This is a genomic window from Herbaspirillum sp. NPDC101397, from assembly GCF_044767325.1.
Classification (GTDB): Bacteria; Pseudomonadota; Gammaproteobacteria; order Burkholderiales; family Burkholderiaceae_D; genus Herbaspirillum.
In genome coordinates this window covers 334,666-351,375 of sequence record NZ_JBIWNS010000001.1, presented here as the reverse complement: position 1 = coordinate 351,375, position 16,710 = coordinate 334,666, and the positions used below count along the sequence as shown (strand labels likewise).

Sequence of the window (16,710 nt, the reverse complement as noted above, 5' to 3'; positions counted from 1 at the left end):
AAACATCATGAGCGAACTGAGCATTTCGCAATCATCGCTGCAAGAACTCTTGTCCAGTACGGAAGAAGTCGCCGTACTCGATGTCCGGGAAGCACGCACTTTCAATGCGGGCCACCTGAACCTGGCGCGCCATGCGCCGCTGAGCACGCTGGAACTGCGCATCGCCAGACTTGTGCCGCGCCTCGCGACGGCGGCTGTCCTGATCGATGACGACAACGCCATCGACGGCCCGGCCGCGGCCGCATCCGAGTTGCTGCAACGCTCCGGCTATACCGACGTGCGTCGCCTGAGCGGCGGCATGCGCGCCTGGAACGGCGCCGGCTTGCCCGCCACCGACGGCTACAACACGCTGGTCAAGGCCTTTGCCGATCTCGCCAAACGCCATTTCCGCACGCCGACCTTGCAAGTGGGCGAACTGGCCGAGCGACGCAAGCAAGGCTTGCCGACTACCGTCATTGATGCACGCCCGCGCAACGAATACGAACTCCTCACCATCTCCGGCGCCGCCAACTATCCCGGCACCGAGCTGGCGCTACGACGCTATCCTGCAGACAATGCACAGCATGTGCTGGCGATCAATTGTTTCAGCCGCACGCGCGGCATCATCGGCACCACCACCTTGCGATTGCTGGGTTTGAGCGATCAAGCGGCGTTCGTCGAAGACGGCGTGATGGCCTGGGGCCTGCAAGGCTCGGCGGTCGAACAGAGCGCCGCCAATGCAATCGACATCCTGCCCTTGCCCGCTGCCGAACTGCGTGTGCTGGCGGATGGTTTGACCACGCGCTTCGGCTTGCAGCGCATCGATGCGGCGCAATTGCTGCGCCTGCAGGAAGACAGCGAACGCAGCCTCTACCTGTTCGACGTCAGGCAAACGGCTGGCGACGATCCGCAGTCGGCGATCCGCTCCGTGGCCGGCGGGCAGTTGCTGATGCATTACGAAAACTTCATCGGCACACGTAATCCGCGCATCGTCCTGATCGACGACGCCCATGGTCTGCGTGCGGCCATTACCGCGTTCTGGCTGAGCCAGTTAAACCAGGCCGAGGTCTACATTCTCGACGAGCAACCGGCACCGTCCGAGTTGGCGAAATTCAAACCACCGTCGTTGAACGCCAACGTACAGACGCCGGCCCCGGTCATCACCGTGGAAGAACTGCTGCGCCGCCGCGACAGCTTCGCCGTGGTCGACGTCGGGCCAAGCATCGATTTCGAGCGCGAACATGTTCCAGGCGCGTATTTCCTGCTGCCATCCTCGTTCAAGCCCTTGAAAAAAATCTTGGCGCCAGGCCGCACCATCGTCTTCACCTCGCCCGATGGCGCAGCTGCAAAAATCGCCGCGCGCGACGCGCAATTGCAATGGCCGGAAGCACGCGTAGCCGTACTTGCCGGCGGCACGCAGCAATGGAAAGTCGCCGGGCTCAAGCTCGAAGCCAGGTACGATCCTGCGCAATTGCTGAGCGCTTTCGACGACGACTGGGGTTCGGTGATGCGGGTATTCGGTCCGCGTCGCGATGAAGCCTGGCGCGAATATCTGGAGTGGGAGAAAACCTTCAGCGAACGCGTCGTCAAGGACAAGACTGTGCAGTTCCGCTTCTTCGCTGCGGAATAATCCGGATCATCAATAAAAAAAGGTCGCTGATTGCGACCTTTTTCTACGTTTTCAATCGGCTTACTTCGTCGCCGGCTTCCAGACGATTTTCTGCACATCCACCTTGCGCGGCACCAGTCCCAGTTCAGCGAAACGATTTGCCACGTCCTGCTGCTGAGCCGTGATGCCGTCGTCCAGATACTTGATGGCGAAGGTGCCGCGATCAACCACGATGCGTTCGATGTCGAGCGGAATGCCGGTCTGGTCGGTCAACAGTTGTGCCAGTTGCGGACGATTGCTTTCCGCCCATTTGCCGATATCGATCAGGCGATCGACGATGCGCTTGAGCAGATCGGGATGCTTGAGCGCGAATTCGCGGTTGGCCATCAGGTAATTATTGGAATACACCACACGCTGATCCTTCGTGATGTTGCGCGCCTGATGCACCTTCTCGGCAATCGCCAGGTAGGGATCCCAGACCACCCAGGCGTCAATGTCGCCCTTGTCGAATGCGGCAGTGGCGTCGGCCGGCGCAAGATAGACCACCTTGATTTCATCGAGCTTGATACCGGCCTTGTCGAGCGCAGCCACCAGGAAATGGTGCGAACTGGTGCCCTTGGCGACGCCGATGCGCTTACCGCGCAGATCGGAGATCTTCTTGATCGAGGAGTTGTCTTTCGCCAGAATGCCTTCGCTGTTCAGGCCGGCCGGCTGTGTGGCGGCATAGACCAGATTCTCACGCGCCACCTGGGCGAAGATCGGCGGCGCGCTGCCGGCCGAACCGAAGTCGAGCTGGTTGGCGTTCAAGGCTTCCAGCAGCGGATTGCTGTAAGGGAATTCGTACCATTTCACGGTGATGCCGAGTGGTTTGAATTCTTCTTCCAGTACCTGGCGTTGCTTGGCGATTGCCAGCAGACCGCCCTTTTGCAAGGCGACACGGATTTCCTTGATTTCCTGGGCGGAGGCGATGTTCGCCGTGAACGCAATCGCCCCAAGAACAAGAGCGGCTGCCAGCCTGCCTGCCGAAAACTTCATGCGCATGATGAATCCTTTCGTTGATTCAAAATGGCGAAGTATAGATTTGCAGGTCGGCCCGACGAACGAAGATTTCCGCGCTGTGATATGCGAAAAACAACTGCTCTACATTTTGAACCCGCTGACGATCGTCGCCAGACTGGTCGCCTGATCCTGCAGCGATTGCGCGGCGGCGGCGGCTTGCTCCACCAGCGCCGCGTTCTGCTGCGTGGCTTCATCCATGTGCGTGATGGCGCGGTTGATCTCTTCGATGCCGGTGCTTTGCTCGGAGCTGGCGTTGGCGATTTCGCTGACGATGGCGCTGACGTTCTTGACGCTGTCGACGATCTCCACCATGGTCTGCCCGGCCTTCTCGACCAGCAGGCCGCCGTCGCTCACCTTCGATACCGACGAATCGATCAGCACCTTGATTTCCTTGGCCGCCTGCGCGCTGCGTTGCGCCAGGCTGCGCACTTCGCTCGCCACCACCGCAAAACCACGTCCCTGCTCACCTGCCCGCGCCGCTTCCACGGCCGCATTCAAGGCAAGAATATTGGTCTGGAACGCAATGCCGTCGATCACGCCGATGATATCGACGATCTGGCGCGAGGATTGATTGATGGCTTCCATGGTGGCGACGACGTTGCCGACCACTTCACCGCCTTCCTTGGCGATGGCTGACGCCGCCAGCGCCAGCTGATTGGCCTGACGTGCATTGTCGGAGTTCTGTTTGACGGTGGAGGTCAGCTCTTCCATCGCCGAGGCCGTCTGTTCCAATGCGCCGGCTTGCTGCTCGGTGCGGCCGGACAGATCGAGATTGCCGCTGGCGATTTCGGATGACGACACCTTGACGGCGTCGCTGGTGTGCCGGATTTCCTGCAGGATGGTGGTGATTTTTTGCACGAAGACATTGAAGGACCTGGCTATCTGGCTGACTTCATCCTTGCCGTCTTCCGGCAGACGCATGGTCAGGTCGCCGTTGCCGGAGCCGATGCTGTCCATCGCGTTGCGCACCTGCGACAGGCGCCGGAATACCGCCGTGGTGATCAGTCCCAGGATCAGCGCGGCCAGCGCCGCCACCAGCACGATGGCGATCAATGATGATTGCGTGGCATGGCGCATGCCGGCGTTGACGTCGGCCTTGTCGATCGCCACCAGCAGCGTCCATTCGGTGTCTTTGACGGCAACCGCCTGGACCAGCTTGGCGGCGCCGTTGAGCACGATTTCCTTGCTGGCGTCATTTCCTGCCAGGCTGTTGAGACGCTCTGTCGTCAATTCAGGATTCCACTCCTTGACCGGCTTGTTGATCCATTGCGCATCGGGATGCGCCAGCATCATGCCGTCGCGATCGACCAGGAAAGCGAAACTGGCCGGCGTTGGATGCACCGCTTTCACCACGTTGCTGACACCGTCGAGAAACACCGCAGCCGCCACCACGCCTTGCAGTACGCCATCCTTTTTTACCTGCGCGGTGAAGGACACCATCGGTTTCTTCGTCACCACATCGGTGTAAGGCTTGGTCACCACGGCCTTGCCCGCCTTGACCGATTGCTGGTACCAGGAGCGGCCGGTCGGATCGTAACCGGCCGGCAATCCTTCCGCTGCGGACGTGTAGGCGGTCTTGTCTTCCTTGCCGAAGGTGGTGACGTAGAAGCCGCCGCTCTTCTGCAATTGCTTGATGACGAACACCGGGTCGGCCTGCAACACGCCGTCCGCCGCTGCCGCCGCCATGCTGGCCTTGGCCGCAACCCACTCGTTGATTGCCGAGGCATAGCCGTCGGCGATGGAACGCGAACTCTCGTCGATGGCGTGATCGTTGTCGGTCTTGACGATGACATACGACACGGCACCGACCACGCCCAGACTCGCCACGAGCAAGGCAATACTGAAAAATAAAATACGCGTTCTGATTGAGGTAAACATGCCGGCCCTTCCCTGTTTGTTTTTATTCAACGATCTGACGAATCGTCTCAGACGAAATTACCGATGCGCGCCACTACCGCCTCCCGCACCGAACCGCTGATAATGAACGAATGCGCCACCTGGATATCGTTATGGAACCAGCGGTCGCCGTCGAGGCATGCCGGGATCTGCTTGCGAATTTCTTCATAAGCCGCCTGCGTGCCTTCACCCAGCACGAAGTCCTTGAGCAACTCCTCCGTCATGGTCAGCCCCTGCGCCGCCAGCAGCATTTCCACGCCGACGATGTACTGCGTGTTGGCCACTACCGTGGCCGCCTTGCGCGCGCACCAGGTCGAGTTGGAGACGTGGTCTTCGCTGTTGCCCTTGGACGGGATGCTGTCGACGCTGCCCGGCATGGACAAAGTACGATTTTCCATGACCAATGAACTCATCGAACACTGCACCACTGGATAGCCGGTATTGACGCCACGCACGCCGCTCATCAGGTTGCGCGGCAAGCCCCACGACAAGGTCGGATCGATCAGGCGGGCGATGCGGCGTTCGCAGATGCTGCCCAGATCGGTGATCGTCATGGCGAGCAAGTCCATCGCCTGCGCCAGGTACTGGCCGTGGAAGTTGCCGCCGGAGATGATCTCGAAGCCGCCGCCTTCCTTGTCAAAGATCAGCGGATTGTCGGTGGCGGAGTTGATTTCCTTGTCGACGATGGTGTCGATGTAATCCAGCGCATCGAACACCGGGCCGTAGACCTGCGGCGCACAGCGCAACGAGTAGACGTCCTGGATCCGCGACGAGTACGGAATGTCGGTGCGGCGCGATTCGTCCGGCAGTTGCACCGAGCGTGCCTCATGCGTGGTGCGGGTCGAGCCTTTGAGCAGCGTGCGGATGACGGCGGCGGTCTTGATCTGGCCGGCGTGCGGACGCGCTTGCTGAATGCGGGCGTCGAAGGCGGACATCTCGGCACGCATGGCTTCCAGCGTGAGACCGAGCGACAGGCAGGCGTCGGTCAGCAGGTTGCGCGAATCGTGTGCGGCCAATACGGCGACAGCGAGCGAGGCGGTGCAACCGTTGATCAGGGCCGAGGCGTCCTTGGCCTTCAAGTCGAACTTGACCGGGCCGATGCCGGCCTTGGCGATGGCTTCCGGTGCGCTCATGCGCTTGCCTTGGTACATCACTTCGGCTTCGTCGAAACCGACGATGGCGGCGGCCAGGTAGGCCAGTGGGGCCAGGTCGCCGGAGGCGCCGACCGAGCCCTTTTGCGGCATGATCGGATGGATGCCGGCATTGATGAAGTCCAGCAGGCGGTCGACCACTTCCACGCGCGGCGCCGAGTAATTGCTGGCGAAGGCGTTGGCGCGCAGCAGCATGGTGGCGCGGCTGACTTCTTCGGAGAACGGTTCGCCGATGCCGGCGCTGTGAGCCTTGATCAGCTGGGTCTGGAACAGTTCGATATGTTCGACCTTGATGCGGGTGTCTTTGAGCAAACCGACGCCGGTGTTGAAGCTGTACATCATGGGCGCTTCGTCGTGCATCCAGGTCGACTCGATGAAGTCGCGGCTTTGCTTGAGGGCGGCGCGCGAGGACTCGGCGAGCGCGACCTTGGGGTACACGCCGTTGGTACCGCGCGAAACGCTGACGACTTGCGCGGCGTTGAGGTTGAAACCGTCGATGGTGATGGTGGCAGCAGTCATGGAGAATTCCTTTGCAATAAATTGGAGAGCGCGGCGGACCGGGTCAGGCCGCGAAGCTTTCGACGAAGCGGCTGAACACCTGCGCAGCAATTGCCGCGTCTTCTTCGGTCATGATTTCGTCGGGGTGATGGCTGATACCGCCGTTGCCGCAACGGACAAACAACATCGCCACGTCGGCAATGGCCGCAATCGCCATGGCGTCATGTCCGGCGCCGGACGGCAGACGACGCAGCGGCAGGCCACATGCTTCGATGGCATTCGCCAGTTGCTGTTGCAGGTGATCGGCGCAAGGCACGCTGCCGGCCTGGTGTGTTTTGCGCAACGTAATGGCGACGTTGCGACGCGCGCAGATACGTTCGATTTCGGCCTCGACGTCCGCCACCGCATCCTCGCGCACCCCATCCTGCTCGGCGCGGATGTCGATGGAAAACCGCGCGCTGCCCGGCACCACATTGGCGGCGCCGTTCGGTACTTCCATGATGCCCATGGTGCCGACCAGGCCGGGCCGGCCACTGCAGCGCTGTTCGATATACAGGCCGATTTCCGCCGCAGTCATGGCGGCGTCGCGGCGCATGTGCATCGGCACCGTGCCGGCATGGCCGGCCAGTCCCTGCAGCTCCGCCATGAAACGCGTCGCTCCGGAGATCGCGGTCACGACGCCGACCGGTAAGGCTTCATTGAGCAGCAACGGTCCCTGCTCGATATGCACTTCGACAAAGGCCGCGACGGCTGCCGGCTGCCATGCCGACGCATCGAGCCGGTCCGGATCGAAGCCGGCTGCGCGCATGACGTCGCGCATGCTGTTGCCCTGTTCGTCAAGGTTGTCGAGCACGCTCTTGTCAAACGTGCCCGCCACGGCGCGACTGCCCAGCAAGGTCGCCTTGAAGCGCACACCCTCTTCTTCCGCGAAGCCGATCACCTCGACGGGAAACGGGAAACGCCGGCCTGCACGATGCCACTCCGCTATACACGACACCGGCAACAGGATGCCGAGATTGCCGTCGTACTTGCCGCCATTGCGCACCGTATCGAAGTGCGAACCGGTGACCAGCGCCGCGGCATTCTCATGACCGGGCGCGGCCTCATAGCGGCCGATGACGTTGCCGGCGTCGTCGCGGCGGACCTGCATGCCGGCGGTGCGCATCCACTCGCTCAGTTGTTGCGCGGCGGCATGATGCATGGGCGTCAGGTAAGTGCGCGTCATCATGCCGGCAGCCTCCGTATGGACGGCGAGCGCCTCGGCGCGCCGCATGATCTCTTGCCCGCAGGACAGGTATTGCTCTGGAACAGTTTTCACGGCAGTCTCCTTGAAGTCGTCAGGATTGCATATTTTTATTGTATTCACAAATTGTATGCAATATAGTGAGCTTGTTCCGGCGCGTCAAAACAATTTTCAAACGACGTGTGTAATTAGCAAAGGAACAACGACCGGAGGAGCGGCCGTGCAGTCAAGAAGTACAAAAGAAATTACAAGCTGAATCCAAATACAGCGGGCATGCCCTTGTGCAAGCGCACAGAGACGCATACAGGCGCCCATCCAGAACCACACCAGGAGACCAAGGTGAATCGATTTTTCAAATCTTTGTTCGGGCAGGTTGTCATCGCCCTGATTGCCGGCATCGTCGTCGGATTGTTCTATCCCGACTTCGGCCAGAGCCTCAAGCCGCTGGGCGACGGCTTCATCAAGCTGATCAAGATGATCATTCCGGTGATCGTGTTTTGCGTGGTGGTGCAAGGCATTTGCGGCGCCAGCGATCTGAAGAAGGTCGGCAGCGTCGGCATCAAGGCCATCATCTACTTTGAAATCGTGACCACCATCGCGCTGCTGCTCGGCCTGGTGCTGGCGTTCGTGTTCCAGCCCGGCGCCGGAATGAACATCGACCCCACCAATCTCGACGCCAGCGGCCTGTCCAGCTATGTCGAGACCGCCAGCAAGGTCAAGGGCACCAGCTTCGCCGACTTCATCATGAAGCTGATCCCCGGCACCATCGTGAGCGCATTCACCTCCGGCGACGTGCTGCAGGTCTTGCTGATCTCGGTCATCTTCGGCTGCGCCCTGCTACTGATCGGCGACAAGGGTCAACCGACCGTCTCGCTGATCGCCTCGCTGTCGGAAGCCTTCTTCAAATGCATGTCCTTCATCATCCGCCTGGCGCCGCTGGGCGTGTTCGGCGCCATCGCCTTCACGGTCGGCCGCTACGGCATCGGTTCGCTCAAGCAGCTCGGCATGCTGGTGCTGCTGTTCTACGGCGCGGTGGTGTTCTTCGTGGTGGTGGTGCTGGGTGCGATCCTGCGCACCTCCGGACTGAACATCTTCAAGCTGATCGCCTACCTGCGTGAAGAACTGATCGTGGTGCTGGCGACCGCGTCCTCTGACAGCGTGCTGCCGCAAGTCATGCGCAAGCTCGAGCATATGGGCATCAAGAAGTCGACCGTCGGCCTGGTGATCCCGACCGGCTACTCGTTCAACCTCGATGCGTTCTCGATCTACCTGACCATGGCGGCCGTGTTCATCGCACAAGCCACCAACACGCATCTGGCGATGGGCGACCTGCTGATGATCCTGGCGATCGCCTTGATCACCTCCAAGGGCGCACACGGCGTGCCGGGCTCGGCCATCGTGATTCTGGCGGCGACGCTGACGACGATTCCGGCGATTCCGGTGGTCGGTCTGGTGCTGGTGCTGTCGATCGACTGGTTCATCGGCATCGTGCGTGCGCTGGGCAACCTGCTCGGCAACTGCGTCGCCACCGTGGTCGTCGCGACCTGGGAAAAGGACATCGACAAGACTCGCGCCCGCGCCGTGCTGAACGGCGAGATTCCGGCGGCAACATTTGAATAACATACTGGAATAAGGTCGCAGGATGGATGGCGAAAATACAAGGGTACAATTCGGTGTCTTGCCAGAATTCGCCTAACACAGCGCCTCACACAACAGAACCACCCATCCTATGACCGAAGCAGTACTTCCTCCCGACAGTTCAGAAGCGATTGCGCGCGACATCACCATCGCCATCGCCGAACAGCGTCTTCCACCCGGGGCAAAACTCCGCGAAGAAGCGCTGGCGCGCGTCTACCAGGTCAGCCGCACCAAGATCCGCGCGGCGCTGGTGATGCTGGCCAAAGACAAGCTGATCGACCTGATCCCGGACAAGGGCGCGTTCGTCAGCAAGCCGACCGTGGAAGAGACGCGCAACATCTTCTTTGTGCGACGTACGCTGGAAGCGGCCATGGTGAGGGAATTCGTCGCGCGTGCGACCCCTGCCGACTACGCCACGCTGGAAACTCATCTGCGTGAAGAACGCCGCGCCATTGAAGAGAACAATCCGCAAGTCCGCTCGACCCTGTTGAGCGACTTCCATATCCTGCTGGCGAACATCGTCGGCAACGAGGTCCTGACCGACATCCTGGTCAAGCTCGCCGGCCGCAGTTCGCTGATCACCATGTTGTACCAGTCGACCCGCGACGCCATCTGTTCGACCGAAGAACATTGCGACTTCATCGCCGCCGCCAAGGCCGGCAAGGTCGAGGAAGCCGTCGAGCTGATGCTGCATCACCTGCACCACGTGGAACAGGCGCTGGAATTCGACACGCCGTCCGATCCCAAGCGCGATCTTGCCAAGGAATTGTTGCTGTAGCTGCGGCGGCTTGCTCCTTCGCTTTCGTTTTCTCTCTTCCGCTCGTTTCAATGCATCCCGAACGCAATCTGCGCTGAGCCGCGCCGGGTTGCGCTGGGGAGCCTTGATTTCCGCGAACATGCGCAACCACGCAGCATTCGCTCCCGCCTTATACGAAAAACGATTTACAACCACCCGAAAAGCCGCGTCATAACGGCCTTTCCGGCGTTGTGACGCCACTGCGTTTCTACGCATATCGAATCTCGAATTACTTCGTTCCCAGGCCTTGGCAACGCGACTTAGACTCGCAGCACTTCATCGCTCAAGACCTGTTATGACAACTTCATTTCCCGGCGTCGCGCCTCCCTCCGTTGCGGCGGTCGGCAACATCGAGATCCGCGACCTGTCGGTGCGCTTCGCCCAGGCCAGTCAGGGCGGCCAAAGCGTGCAAGCGGTGCAAGGCGTAACGCTGGACGTGCGCAGCGGCGAATTCGTCAGCGTCATCGGTCCGTCCGGCTGCGGCAAGTCGACCTTGTTGAACCTGGTCGCCGGCTTCGTCGCGCCGACCGAAGGCACCGTCAGCCTGGACGGCAAGGCCATCACCGGCCCCGGCGCCGATCGCGGCGTGGTGTTCCAGCAGTACTCGCTGTTCCCGTGGAAGAACGTACTGGCCAATGTCGAATTCGGCCTCAAGCTGCAAGGCGTCGACAAGCACACGCGCCAGCAGCGCTCGCGGCAGCTGCTGCAACAGGCGGGGCTCAGCGAGTTCGAGAAATTCTATCCGGCGCAATTATCGGGCGGCATGAAGCAGCGCGTCGGCATCATCCGCGCCCTCGCCGCCAATCCGCGCATCCTGCTCATGGACGAGCCGTTTGGCGCACTCGATACGCAGACCCGCACGATCATGCAGCAGTTGCTGACCGACCTGTGGCAGGCACTGGGCATTTCGGTGCTATTCATCACGCACGATATCGACGAAGCGATCTTCCTGTCGGACCGCATCTATGTCATGACGGCGCGCCCCGGCACGGTCAAGGCGGTGCTGCCGGTGACGCTGAAGCGCCCGCGCCTGGCCGACGTCGTGCTGAGCAAGGAATTCCTCGATATCCGCGCGCGCTTGCACGGGCTGATTGCCGACGAGAGCCTGCAGTCGTTCCGGAACGAATCCGTATCGGCCTTGCCGCCGCAACGCATCGCCGCCTGAACTCTTCCGGCGTTCATTCACCAATCCAACAACAAAGGGTATCTGCATGCATCATCATATCGGTCGTTTTGTCTTGGCGGGAACCGCCATCCTGCTCGCGCTCTCCTCCGGTTTTTCCAACGCCGCGGACAAGATCCGCCTGGCGCAGAACCTGGCGCCGATCTCCGGCCTGGCCATCATCGCCAAGCAAAAGAACCTGTTCGAAAAATACGGCCTTGACGTCGCTGTAAACAACTTCACCAGCGGCCGTCAGGCGCTGGAAACCGTGCTCGGCGGCGGCGCCGACATCGCGACCACGGCGGAAGCGCCGATTACCGCGGCAGCATTGGCGCGCCAGAAGATCGCCTTGCTGGCGCGCATGGAATATTCCGACGACAAGACCCTGGTCAACAAATCCGCGGGCATCAACTCGGCGGCCGACCTGAAAGGCAAGCGCATCGGCTACACGGTCGGCACCGGCAGCGAGATCTATACGCTGACGCTGCTCAAAAAAGCCGGCCTGACCAAGAGTGACGTCACGCTGGTCAACCTGCGGCCGCAAGACATGGTAGCGGCGCTGTCAACCAACAGCATCGACGCCTACAACACCTGGGAGCCGCACATCAGCAACGGCAAGAAGGCGCTCGGCGACAAGGTCAAAGAGCTGGACACCAAGGGCGTCTATGCCGAAACCTTCAACCTGGTCGTGACCGAGGAATACTTGAGCAAGAACGAGAAGAGCGTGACCGCCTTCCTGCGCGCGATACTGGATGCGGAACGTTTCCTGAAGGCCAACCGTGATGAGAGCATCACCATCATCGCCGCCGCGACCGGTATGAAGAAGGAAGAACTGGCCGAGATCTGGAACGACTACATCTTCGAACTGGTGCTCGACGAACGCGTGTTGTCGACGCTGAAGAACCATGCCGAGTGGCGCCTGGAATCCGGCAATGCGCCGGCCGGCGCCACCCTGCCCGACTTCCACAAGTTCATCTTCGCCGCGCCGCTGAAACAGGTTGCGCCGGAGCGCGTCAAGATTCCAGGTCTCTGATCAGCCATGCGCATTCCTGCCGAACAATGGGCCAAGCTGCTGTCGATTCCGGTCTTCCTGGCGATCTGGCAACTGGTGGCCGGACTTGAACTGGTCAACCCGCTGCTGTTCCCACCGCCGACGATGGTGGTCAAGGCCTTCTTCGACTACATGCTGCATGGCGACGGTGTCACCGACGCCGGCTGGAGCATCGCCCGCGTGGTGATCGGCTACAGCGCCGGCGCGGCGGTCGGTGTCGTCATCGGCGTACTGACCGGCGGTAGCGCCATCCTGTCGGGATTGCTGACGCCGGTGTTCCAGCTGCTGCGGCCGATTCCGCCGATCGCCTTCGTGCCCATCGTGATCGTCTGGTTCGGCCTGACCGAACTGGGTAAATGGTTCCTGGTGTTCTGGGGCGTGTTCTTCACCGTCTGGCTGGCCACGCACATGGGCGTACAGCGCGTGACCGAGACGCTGGTGCGCGCGGCGCAAAGCCTGGGGGCGACGCGCTGGCAATTGCTGTGGACGGTGCAGTTGCCGGACGCCTTGCCGGTGATCTTCGTCGGCCTGCGCACTTCGCTCAGCATCGCGTTCTACACGCTGGTCGCGGCCGAGCTGGCCGGCGCTTATGCCGGTGTTGCCTATCGCCTCGAAGTCACGCAACAAAACATGCAGATCGGCCACATGATGGCCGGCCTGCTGGTGCTCGGCTTCATTTCCACGGTGTCGGACCGGCTTTTCCAGTCGGCTTCACGACGCCTCTTGCATTGGTCCACCTGAGGCCGTCTTTCATGAATAAGCCACTTGATTTGTCCTTACCTGAACTGCAAACGCTCAGCTTCGATTTCCCCACGCTATCTGCGGCCTATCGCGACGGTCTCTCTCCACTCGCACTGGTGGAAGAAGTCCAGCGCCGCATCCGCGAACACCGTGACCAGTACATCTGGACCCATGTGATTCCGCAGGAGCAACTCGTGGAACAGGCGCGCCGGGTTGAGCAAGCCGCCGCGCAAGGCGCATCGTTGCCGCTGTTCGGCCTGCCCTTCGGCGTCAAGGACAACGTCGACGTCGCAGGACTGCCGACCGGCGCCGCCTGCGCCAGTTTCACCCACACCGCCACGCGCACGGCGCACGTGGTGGAACGCCTGCAAGCGGCCGGCGCGATCCTGATCGGCAAGCAGAACATGGATCAATTCGCTACCGGACTGGTCGGCATCCGCTCGCCGCAAGGCTATTGCCGCAATCCCTTCAATTCCGACTACGTGCCCGGCGGCTCCAGTTCGGGCTCGGCGGTCGCGGTCAGCACGGGGCAGGTGAGTTTCTCGATCGGCTCGGACACCGGCGGCTCGGGACGCGTGCCGGCGGCGCTGAACAATATCGTCGGCCTGAAACCGACGCCGGGACGCGTCAGCAGCTACGGCTTCCTCTACTGCAACCGCAGCTTCGACGTGCCGCCGGTATTCGCGCTGACCAGCGAAGACGCCTATGCCGTGCTGGATCAGATCGAAGGCTACGACGCGCGCGACATTTACTCGGTGAACATTCCGCGCGAAGAGCCGCCGACACGCCTGCCCAAACATTTCCGCTTCGGCCTGCCGGCTGAAAAACACCTGAACTTCTTCGGCGACCAACTCGCCGAGGCGCAGTTCGAAACATCCGTGCGCAGGCTGATCGACCTGGGTGGCGAAGCGGTGAAAATAGATTTCGAGCCCTTCGCTGAAGCAGGCAAGCTGGTCTTCAACAGCGCCTTCATCGCCGAGCGCTGGCTGACCTACGGCGCCACCGCAGAACCTGCCGATCCCCACGTCCATCCGGCGGTGCGGCTGGCGATCCTGGCGGCAAAACGCTACAGCGCCGCCGATGCCTTCGACGCCGTCTATGCGCTCGAAGCGCACAAGCGCAAGGCCGCGCAGGAGCTCGACAAGGTCGACATCCTGGCCTTGCCGACGGCGGGAACCATCTATCGCATCAAGGACGTCGAAGCCGATCCGGTCGCGCTCAACGCCAACCTCGGTTATTACACCTACTTCGCCAATCCCTTGCGGCTGGCGGCGATCAGCGTTCCCGCCGGTTTGCGCAGCGACGGCCTGCCGTTCGGCCTGTGCCTGCTCGCCAGGTCCTTCGAAGACAAGCGCCTGCTGCCGTATGCGCAGGCCTTCCACGACGCCGTCGGCGGCAAGCTCGGCGCCACCGGCCATGCCTATCACGGCGCTGCGCAAACCATATCGGGAGTACTCGCATGAGCAAGCCTGCATTGAGCTGGAAAGAATGGGGACGGCTGGACGCCGTCGCGCTGGCAAATCTGGTGCGCACGCGCCAGGTCAGCGCGGCCGAGACCGTCGCACAGGCCATCGCAGCGGCGCGACTGTTGGAGCCGCAGTTGGGCGCAGTGCTGGAGACCTTCGACGACATCGCCGCAACACCCTCGGCCGACGGCGCCAATCCTGATGGCGCCTTGTGGGGCGTGCCGCTGTTCATCAAGGATCTCGGCTCGACCATCGCCGGCCGGCTTGCTGAAAACGGCTCGGCCCTGAACAAGGACAAGCGCAGCCCCCGCACCGATCCGCTGATCGCCAACCTGCATCGCGCCGGACTGATTTCGGTCGGCCGTTCGACCACGGCGGAACTGGGCATGACCTATGACACCACGACCACGTATCGTGGGCTCAAGGTCACTCGCAATCCGTGGAATCTTGACTACACGCCGGGCGGCTCGTCGGGCGGCAGCGCCGTGCTGGTTGCGGCCGGCGTGACGCCGCTGGCGCATAGCACCGACGGCGCAGGCTCGACGCGCATCCCTGCCGGCCTGACCGGCCTGATCGGCCTCAAGGTGTCGCGCGGACGCCTGCCCTTGCCGTGGAGCTTCAACGAATACGGCAACGCCACCATCGGCGAAGGAACGTTCTCGCGCACCGTGCGCGATACGGCGGCTTTCCTCGACGCCGCCGCGTCCGATTACCCGGCCGGCAACAGTTTCGTCTCCAGCAAATCGCCGACACACACCTTTGCCTCTGCCTTGCAACGCCCGCCGGGCAAGCTGCGCATCGCGCTGTCGACCGGAGCATGGGGCCGCGCTACAGCGTGCCACGCCGACATCGCCGCGCGCACGCGAGAGGTTGCCGCTGCACTGCAGGAGCTCGGCCATGAAGTCGAAGAAATCGGCGACGACCTCATCACCGACTGGAATCGTTTCTGGCCCTCGTTCCGCACCTTCTGGCTGGGCATGCGTCCTGCGATGTGGGGCCTGCCCTATGAAGACGGCATCCCGTCCGGCTTGCAGGAGCAGCTGGCGCCGATGACGCGCAAGTTCTGGCTCAACGCCCAAGGCTACGACAAGCGCGACGTCCTGCGCCACCAGGCCGGCAACAATGCGCATGCCTTGCGACTCGGCGAATTCTTCGGCAAGTACGACGCGCTGCTGGCGCCCGCCTTTGCGATTCCCGCACCCAAGGCCAACGGTCCGCTTTCGCTGGCCAATGACCGCGACTTCGACGGCTACATCAATGAACTGCTGGACGCCGGACGCTACGCCATCCCCGCCAGCGAGGCAGGCCTTCCCGCCATCAGCCTGCCGGCCGGCAAGGACGCCAACGGTATTCCGGTGGGCGTGCAGCTCTACGCCAAATGGTTCGAGGAAGCGCGCCTGCTGCAACTTGCGGCACAACTGGAAGCGTCGCGCCCGCACTGGTTCAACACGCCGCCGCCGGTGCATGTCGGCACGCTGAGTTGAGGCAACGACGGCGTCAAAATCATTTTCTTCATAAGCATGTGCGAAGAGATTCGTTCTCAAGGCAAGCCAGGCTCTCTACTATCCGGGCATTGGTCATAACCTGTCATGACAGGTTAATTTGAAGATAACTAGCGATAGCCAGGACAAGCAATGCCGGATTTCCAGATCGTCGAACCCTCCCCGGTCCCCCTGTACGTACAGGTCAAGGACATGCTGCGCGAACGCATCTTCGACGGCACCTACGGGCCGCACGCGCAGTTGCCGCCCGAGAGCGAAATGGGCGCCATCTTTGGCGTCAGCCGCATCACGGTGCGCCAGGCGCTGAGCGACCTGCAGCGCGAAGGCGTGATTTTCAAGATTCCGGGGAAAGGTACATTCGTCGCCAAGAAAAAGGCCGCGCAGGAGTTGACCCGGCTGGAAGGTTTTGCCGAGGCGATGACGCGCAAGGGTTATGAAATCCATAACCGCGTGGTCGGTCATCGCACCCTGCCCGCCACTGCCGAAGTCGCGCAGCAACTGGGTGTCGAAGTCGGCGCGACGGTCGCGGAAATCCGCCGCGTGCGCCACCTCAACCGCGAACCGGTGTCGCTGGAAATCACCTACCTGCCGGAAGAACTCGGCCAGCGCCTGCGCAATGAAGACCTGTCCGGCCGCGACATCTTCCTGATCTTTGAAAACGATTTCGGCATCGCGCTCGGCCACGCCGACCTGCAGATCGGCGCCGTCATCGCCGACCATGCACTGGCCGAAGCCCTGCAGGTCAGCGAAGGCACCGCGCTGCTGCGCATTGAACGCCTGACCTATACCGCCGACGGCAAGCCGCTGGATTTCGAATACCTGTACTTCCGCGGCGAGACCTTCCAATACCACTTGCGCATTGCACGCCGTCCGACAACAGCAGAATAAGCGCCGGACAAATACAGGACACAGGAGAACC

The 16,710-nt window shown here is 61.8% G+C and carries 13 protein-coding genes; 9 read left to right on the top strand and 4 right to left on the bottom strand.

Going from position 1 to position 16,710, the window contains the following annotated elements; genetic code table 11:
- The first annotated feature begins 7 nt into the window (after positions 1-7).
- On the top strand, positions 8-1,609 hold the full coding sequence (locus ACIROW_RS01670) for a rhodanese-like domain-containing protein (protein WP_402271181.1): 1,602 nt from the start codon (positions 8-10) through the stop codon (positions 1,607-1,609).
- Positions 1,610-1,669: 60 nt separating this feature from the next.
- Here the strand turns inward: ACIROW_RS01670 and ACIROW_RS01665 are convergent, their stop codons facing one another.
- The 4 genes from ACIROW_RS01665 to ACIROW_RS01650 all read right to left on the bottom strand — a co-directional run bounded on the left by ACIROW_RS01665 (position 1,670) and on the right by ACIROW_RS01650 (position 7,510).
- The gene (locus ACIROW_RS01665; protein WP_402271180.1) at positions 1,670-2,629 is read right to left on the bottom strand and encodes an aliphatic sulfonate ABC transporter substrate-binding protein; all 960 of its coding nucleotides are present in this window, start codon (positions 2,627-2,629) and stop codon (positions 1,670-1,672) included.
- Positions 2,630-2,728: 99 nt separating this feature from the next.
- A complete protein-coding gene (locus ACIROW_RS01660) occupies positions 2,729-4,525 on the bottom strand; it encodes a methyl-accepting chemotaxis protein (RefSeq protein ID WP_402271178.1) in 1,797 nt (598 codons plus the stop codon).
- A 47-nt stretch (positions 4,526-4,572) separates the two neighbouring features.
- A complete protein-coding gene (gene hutH, locus ACIROW_RS01655; protein WP_402271177.1) occupies positions 4,573-6,213 on the bottom strand; it encodes a histidine ammonia-lyase in 1,641 nt (546 codons plus the stop codon).
- Positions 6,214-6,256: 43 nt separating this feature from the next.
- Entirely contained in the window at positions 6,257-7,510 is a 1,254-nt protein-coding gene (locus tag ACIROW_RS01650) for an allantoate amidohydrolase (protein WP_402271174.1), read from the bottom strand.
- Between the two features lie 264 nt (positions 7,511-7,774).
- Between ACIROW_RS01650 and ACIROW_RS01645 the strand changes: the two genes are divergently transcribed.
- From ACIROW_RS01645 to ACIROW_RS01610, 8 genes are all read left to right on the top strand, one after another.
- A complete protein-coding gene (locus ACIROW_RS01645) occupies positions 7,775-9,055 on the top strand; it encodes a C4-dicarboxylate transporter DctA (protein WP_402271173.1) in 1,281 nt (426 codons plus the stop codon).
- A gap of 109 nt (positions 9,056-9,164) precedes the next feature.
- Positions 9,165-9,851 carry a GntR family transcriptional regulator gene (locus tag ACIROW_RS01640; RefSeq protein ID WP_402271172.1) on the top strand — a complete coding sequence of 229 codons (687 nt, stop codon included), beginning with the start codon at positions 9,165-9,167 and terminating at the stop codon, positions 9,849-9,851.
- A gap of 313 nt (positions 9,852-10,164) precedes the next feature.
- Entirely contained in the window at positions 10,165-11,034 is an 870-nt protein-coding gene (locus ACIROW_RS01635) for an ABC transporter ATP-binding protein (protein WP_402271171.1), read from the top strand.
- A 46-nt stretch (positions 11,035-11,080) separates the two neighbouring features.
- Entirely contained in the window at positions 11,081-12,064 is a 984-nt protein-coding gene (locus ACIROW_RS01630; protein ID WP_402271169.1) for an ABC transporter substrate-binding protein, read from the top strand.
- 6 nt (positions 12,065-12,070) lie between these two features.
- Positions 12,071-12,823 carry an ABC transporter permease gene (locus ACIROW_RS01625; protein WP_402271167.1) on the top strand — a complete coding sequence of 251 codons (753 nt, stop codon included), beginning with the start codon at positions 12,071-12,073 and terminating at the stop codon, positions 12,821-12,823.
- A gap of 11 nt (positions 12,824-12,834) precedes the next feature.
- Positions 12,835-14,286, top strand: a complete 1,452-nt coding sequence (locus ACIROW_RS01620; RefSeq protein WP_402271164.1) for an allophanate hydrolase — start codon at positions 12,835-12,837, stop codon at positions 14,284-14,286.
- Complete coding sequence (locus ACIROW_RS01615; RefSeq protein WP_402271162.1) at positions 14,283-15,773, top strand: amidase; 1,491 nt, start codon at positions 14,283-14,285, stop codon at positions 15,771-15,773. The genes ACIROW_RS01620 and ACIROW_RS01615 overlap by 4 nt, the downstream gene beginning before the upstream one ends.
- A 150-nt stretch (positions 15,774-15,923) precedes the next feature.
- Positions 15,924-16,679, top strand: coding sequence for a GntR family transcriptional regulator (locus ACIROW_RS01610; RefSeq protein WP_402271161.1), 756 nt, complete (start codon positions 15,924-15,926; stop codon positions 16,677-16,679).
- Positions 16,680-16,710: the final 31 nt, after the last annotated feature.

Bases quoted from the DNA above. Each gene is read 5' to 3' on its own strand.
- ACIROW_RS01635 (WP_402271171.1), top strand. From the start codon at position 10,165: ATGACAACTTCATTTCCCGGCGTCGCGCCTCCCTCCGTTGCGGCGGTC.
- ACIROW_RS01670 (WP_402271181.1), top strand. From the start codon at position 8: ATGAGCGAACTGAGCATTTCGCAATCATCGCTGCAAGAACTCTTGTCC.
- ACIROW_RS01630 (WP_402271169.1), top strand. From the start codon at position 11,081: ATGCATCATCATATCGGTCGTTTTGTCTTGGCGGGAACCGCCATCCTG.
- ACIROW_RS01610 (WP_402271161.1), top strand. From the start codon at position 15,924: ATGCCGGATTTCCAGATCGTCGAACCCTCCCCGGTCCCCCTGTACGTA.
- hutH (WP_402271177.1), bottom strand. From the start codon at position 6,213: ATGACTGCTGCCACCATCACCATCGACGGTTTCAACCTCAACGCCGCG.
- ACIROW_RS01615 (WP_402271162.1), top strand. From the start codon at position 14,283: ATGAGCAAGCCTGCATTGAGCTGGAAAGAATGGGGACGGCTGGACGCC.
- ACIROW_RS01660 (WP_402271178.1), bottom strand. From the start codon at position 4,525: ATGTTTACCTCAATCAGAACGCGTATTTTATTTTTCAGTATTGCCTTG.
- ACIROW_RS01620 (WP_402271164.1), top strand. From the start codon at position 12,835: ATGAATAAGCCACTTGATTTGTCCTTACCTGAACTGCAAACGCTCAGC.
- ACIROW_RS01625 (WP_402271167.1), top strand. From the start codon at position 12,071: ATGCGCATTCCTGCCGAACAATGGGCCAAGCTGCTGTCGATTCCGGTC.
- ACIROW_RS01640 (WP_402271172.1), top strand. From the start codon at position 9,165: ATGACCGAAGCAGTACTTCCTCCCGACAGTTCAGAAGCGATTGCGCGC.
- ACIROW_RS01665 (WP_402271180.1), bottom strand. From the start codon at position 2,629: ATGCGCATGAAGTTTTCGGCAGGCAGGCTGGCAGCCGCTCTTGTTCTT.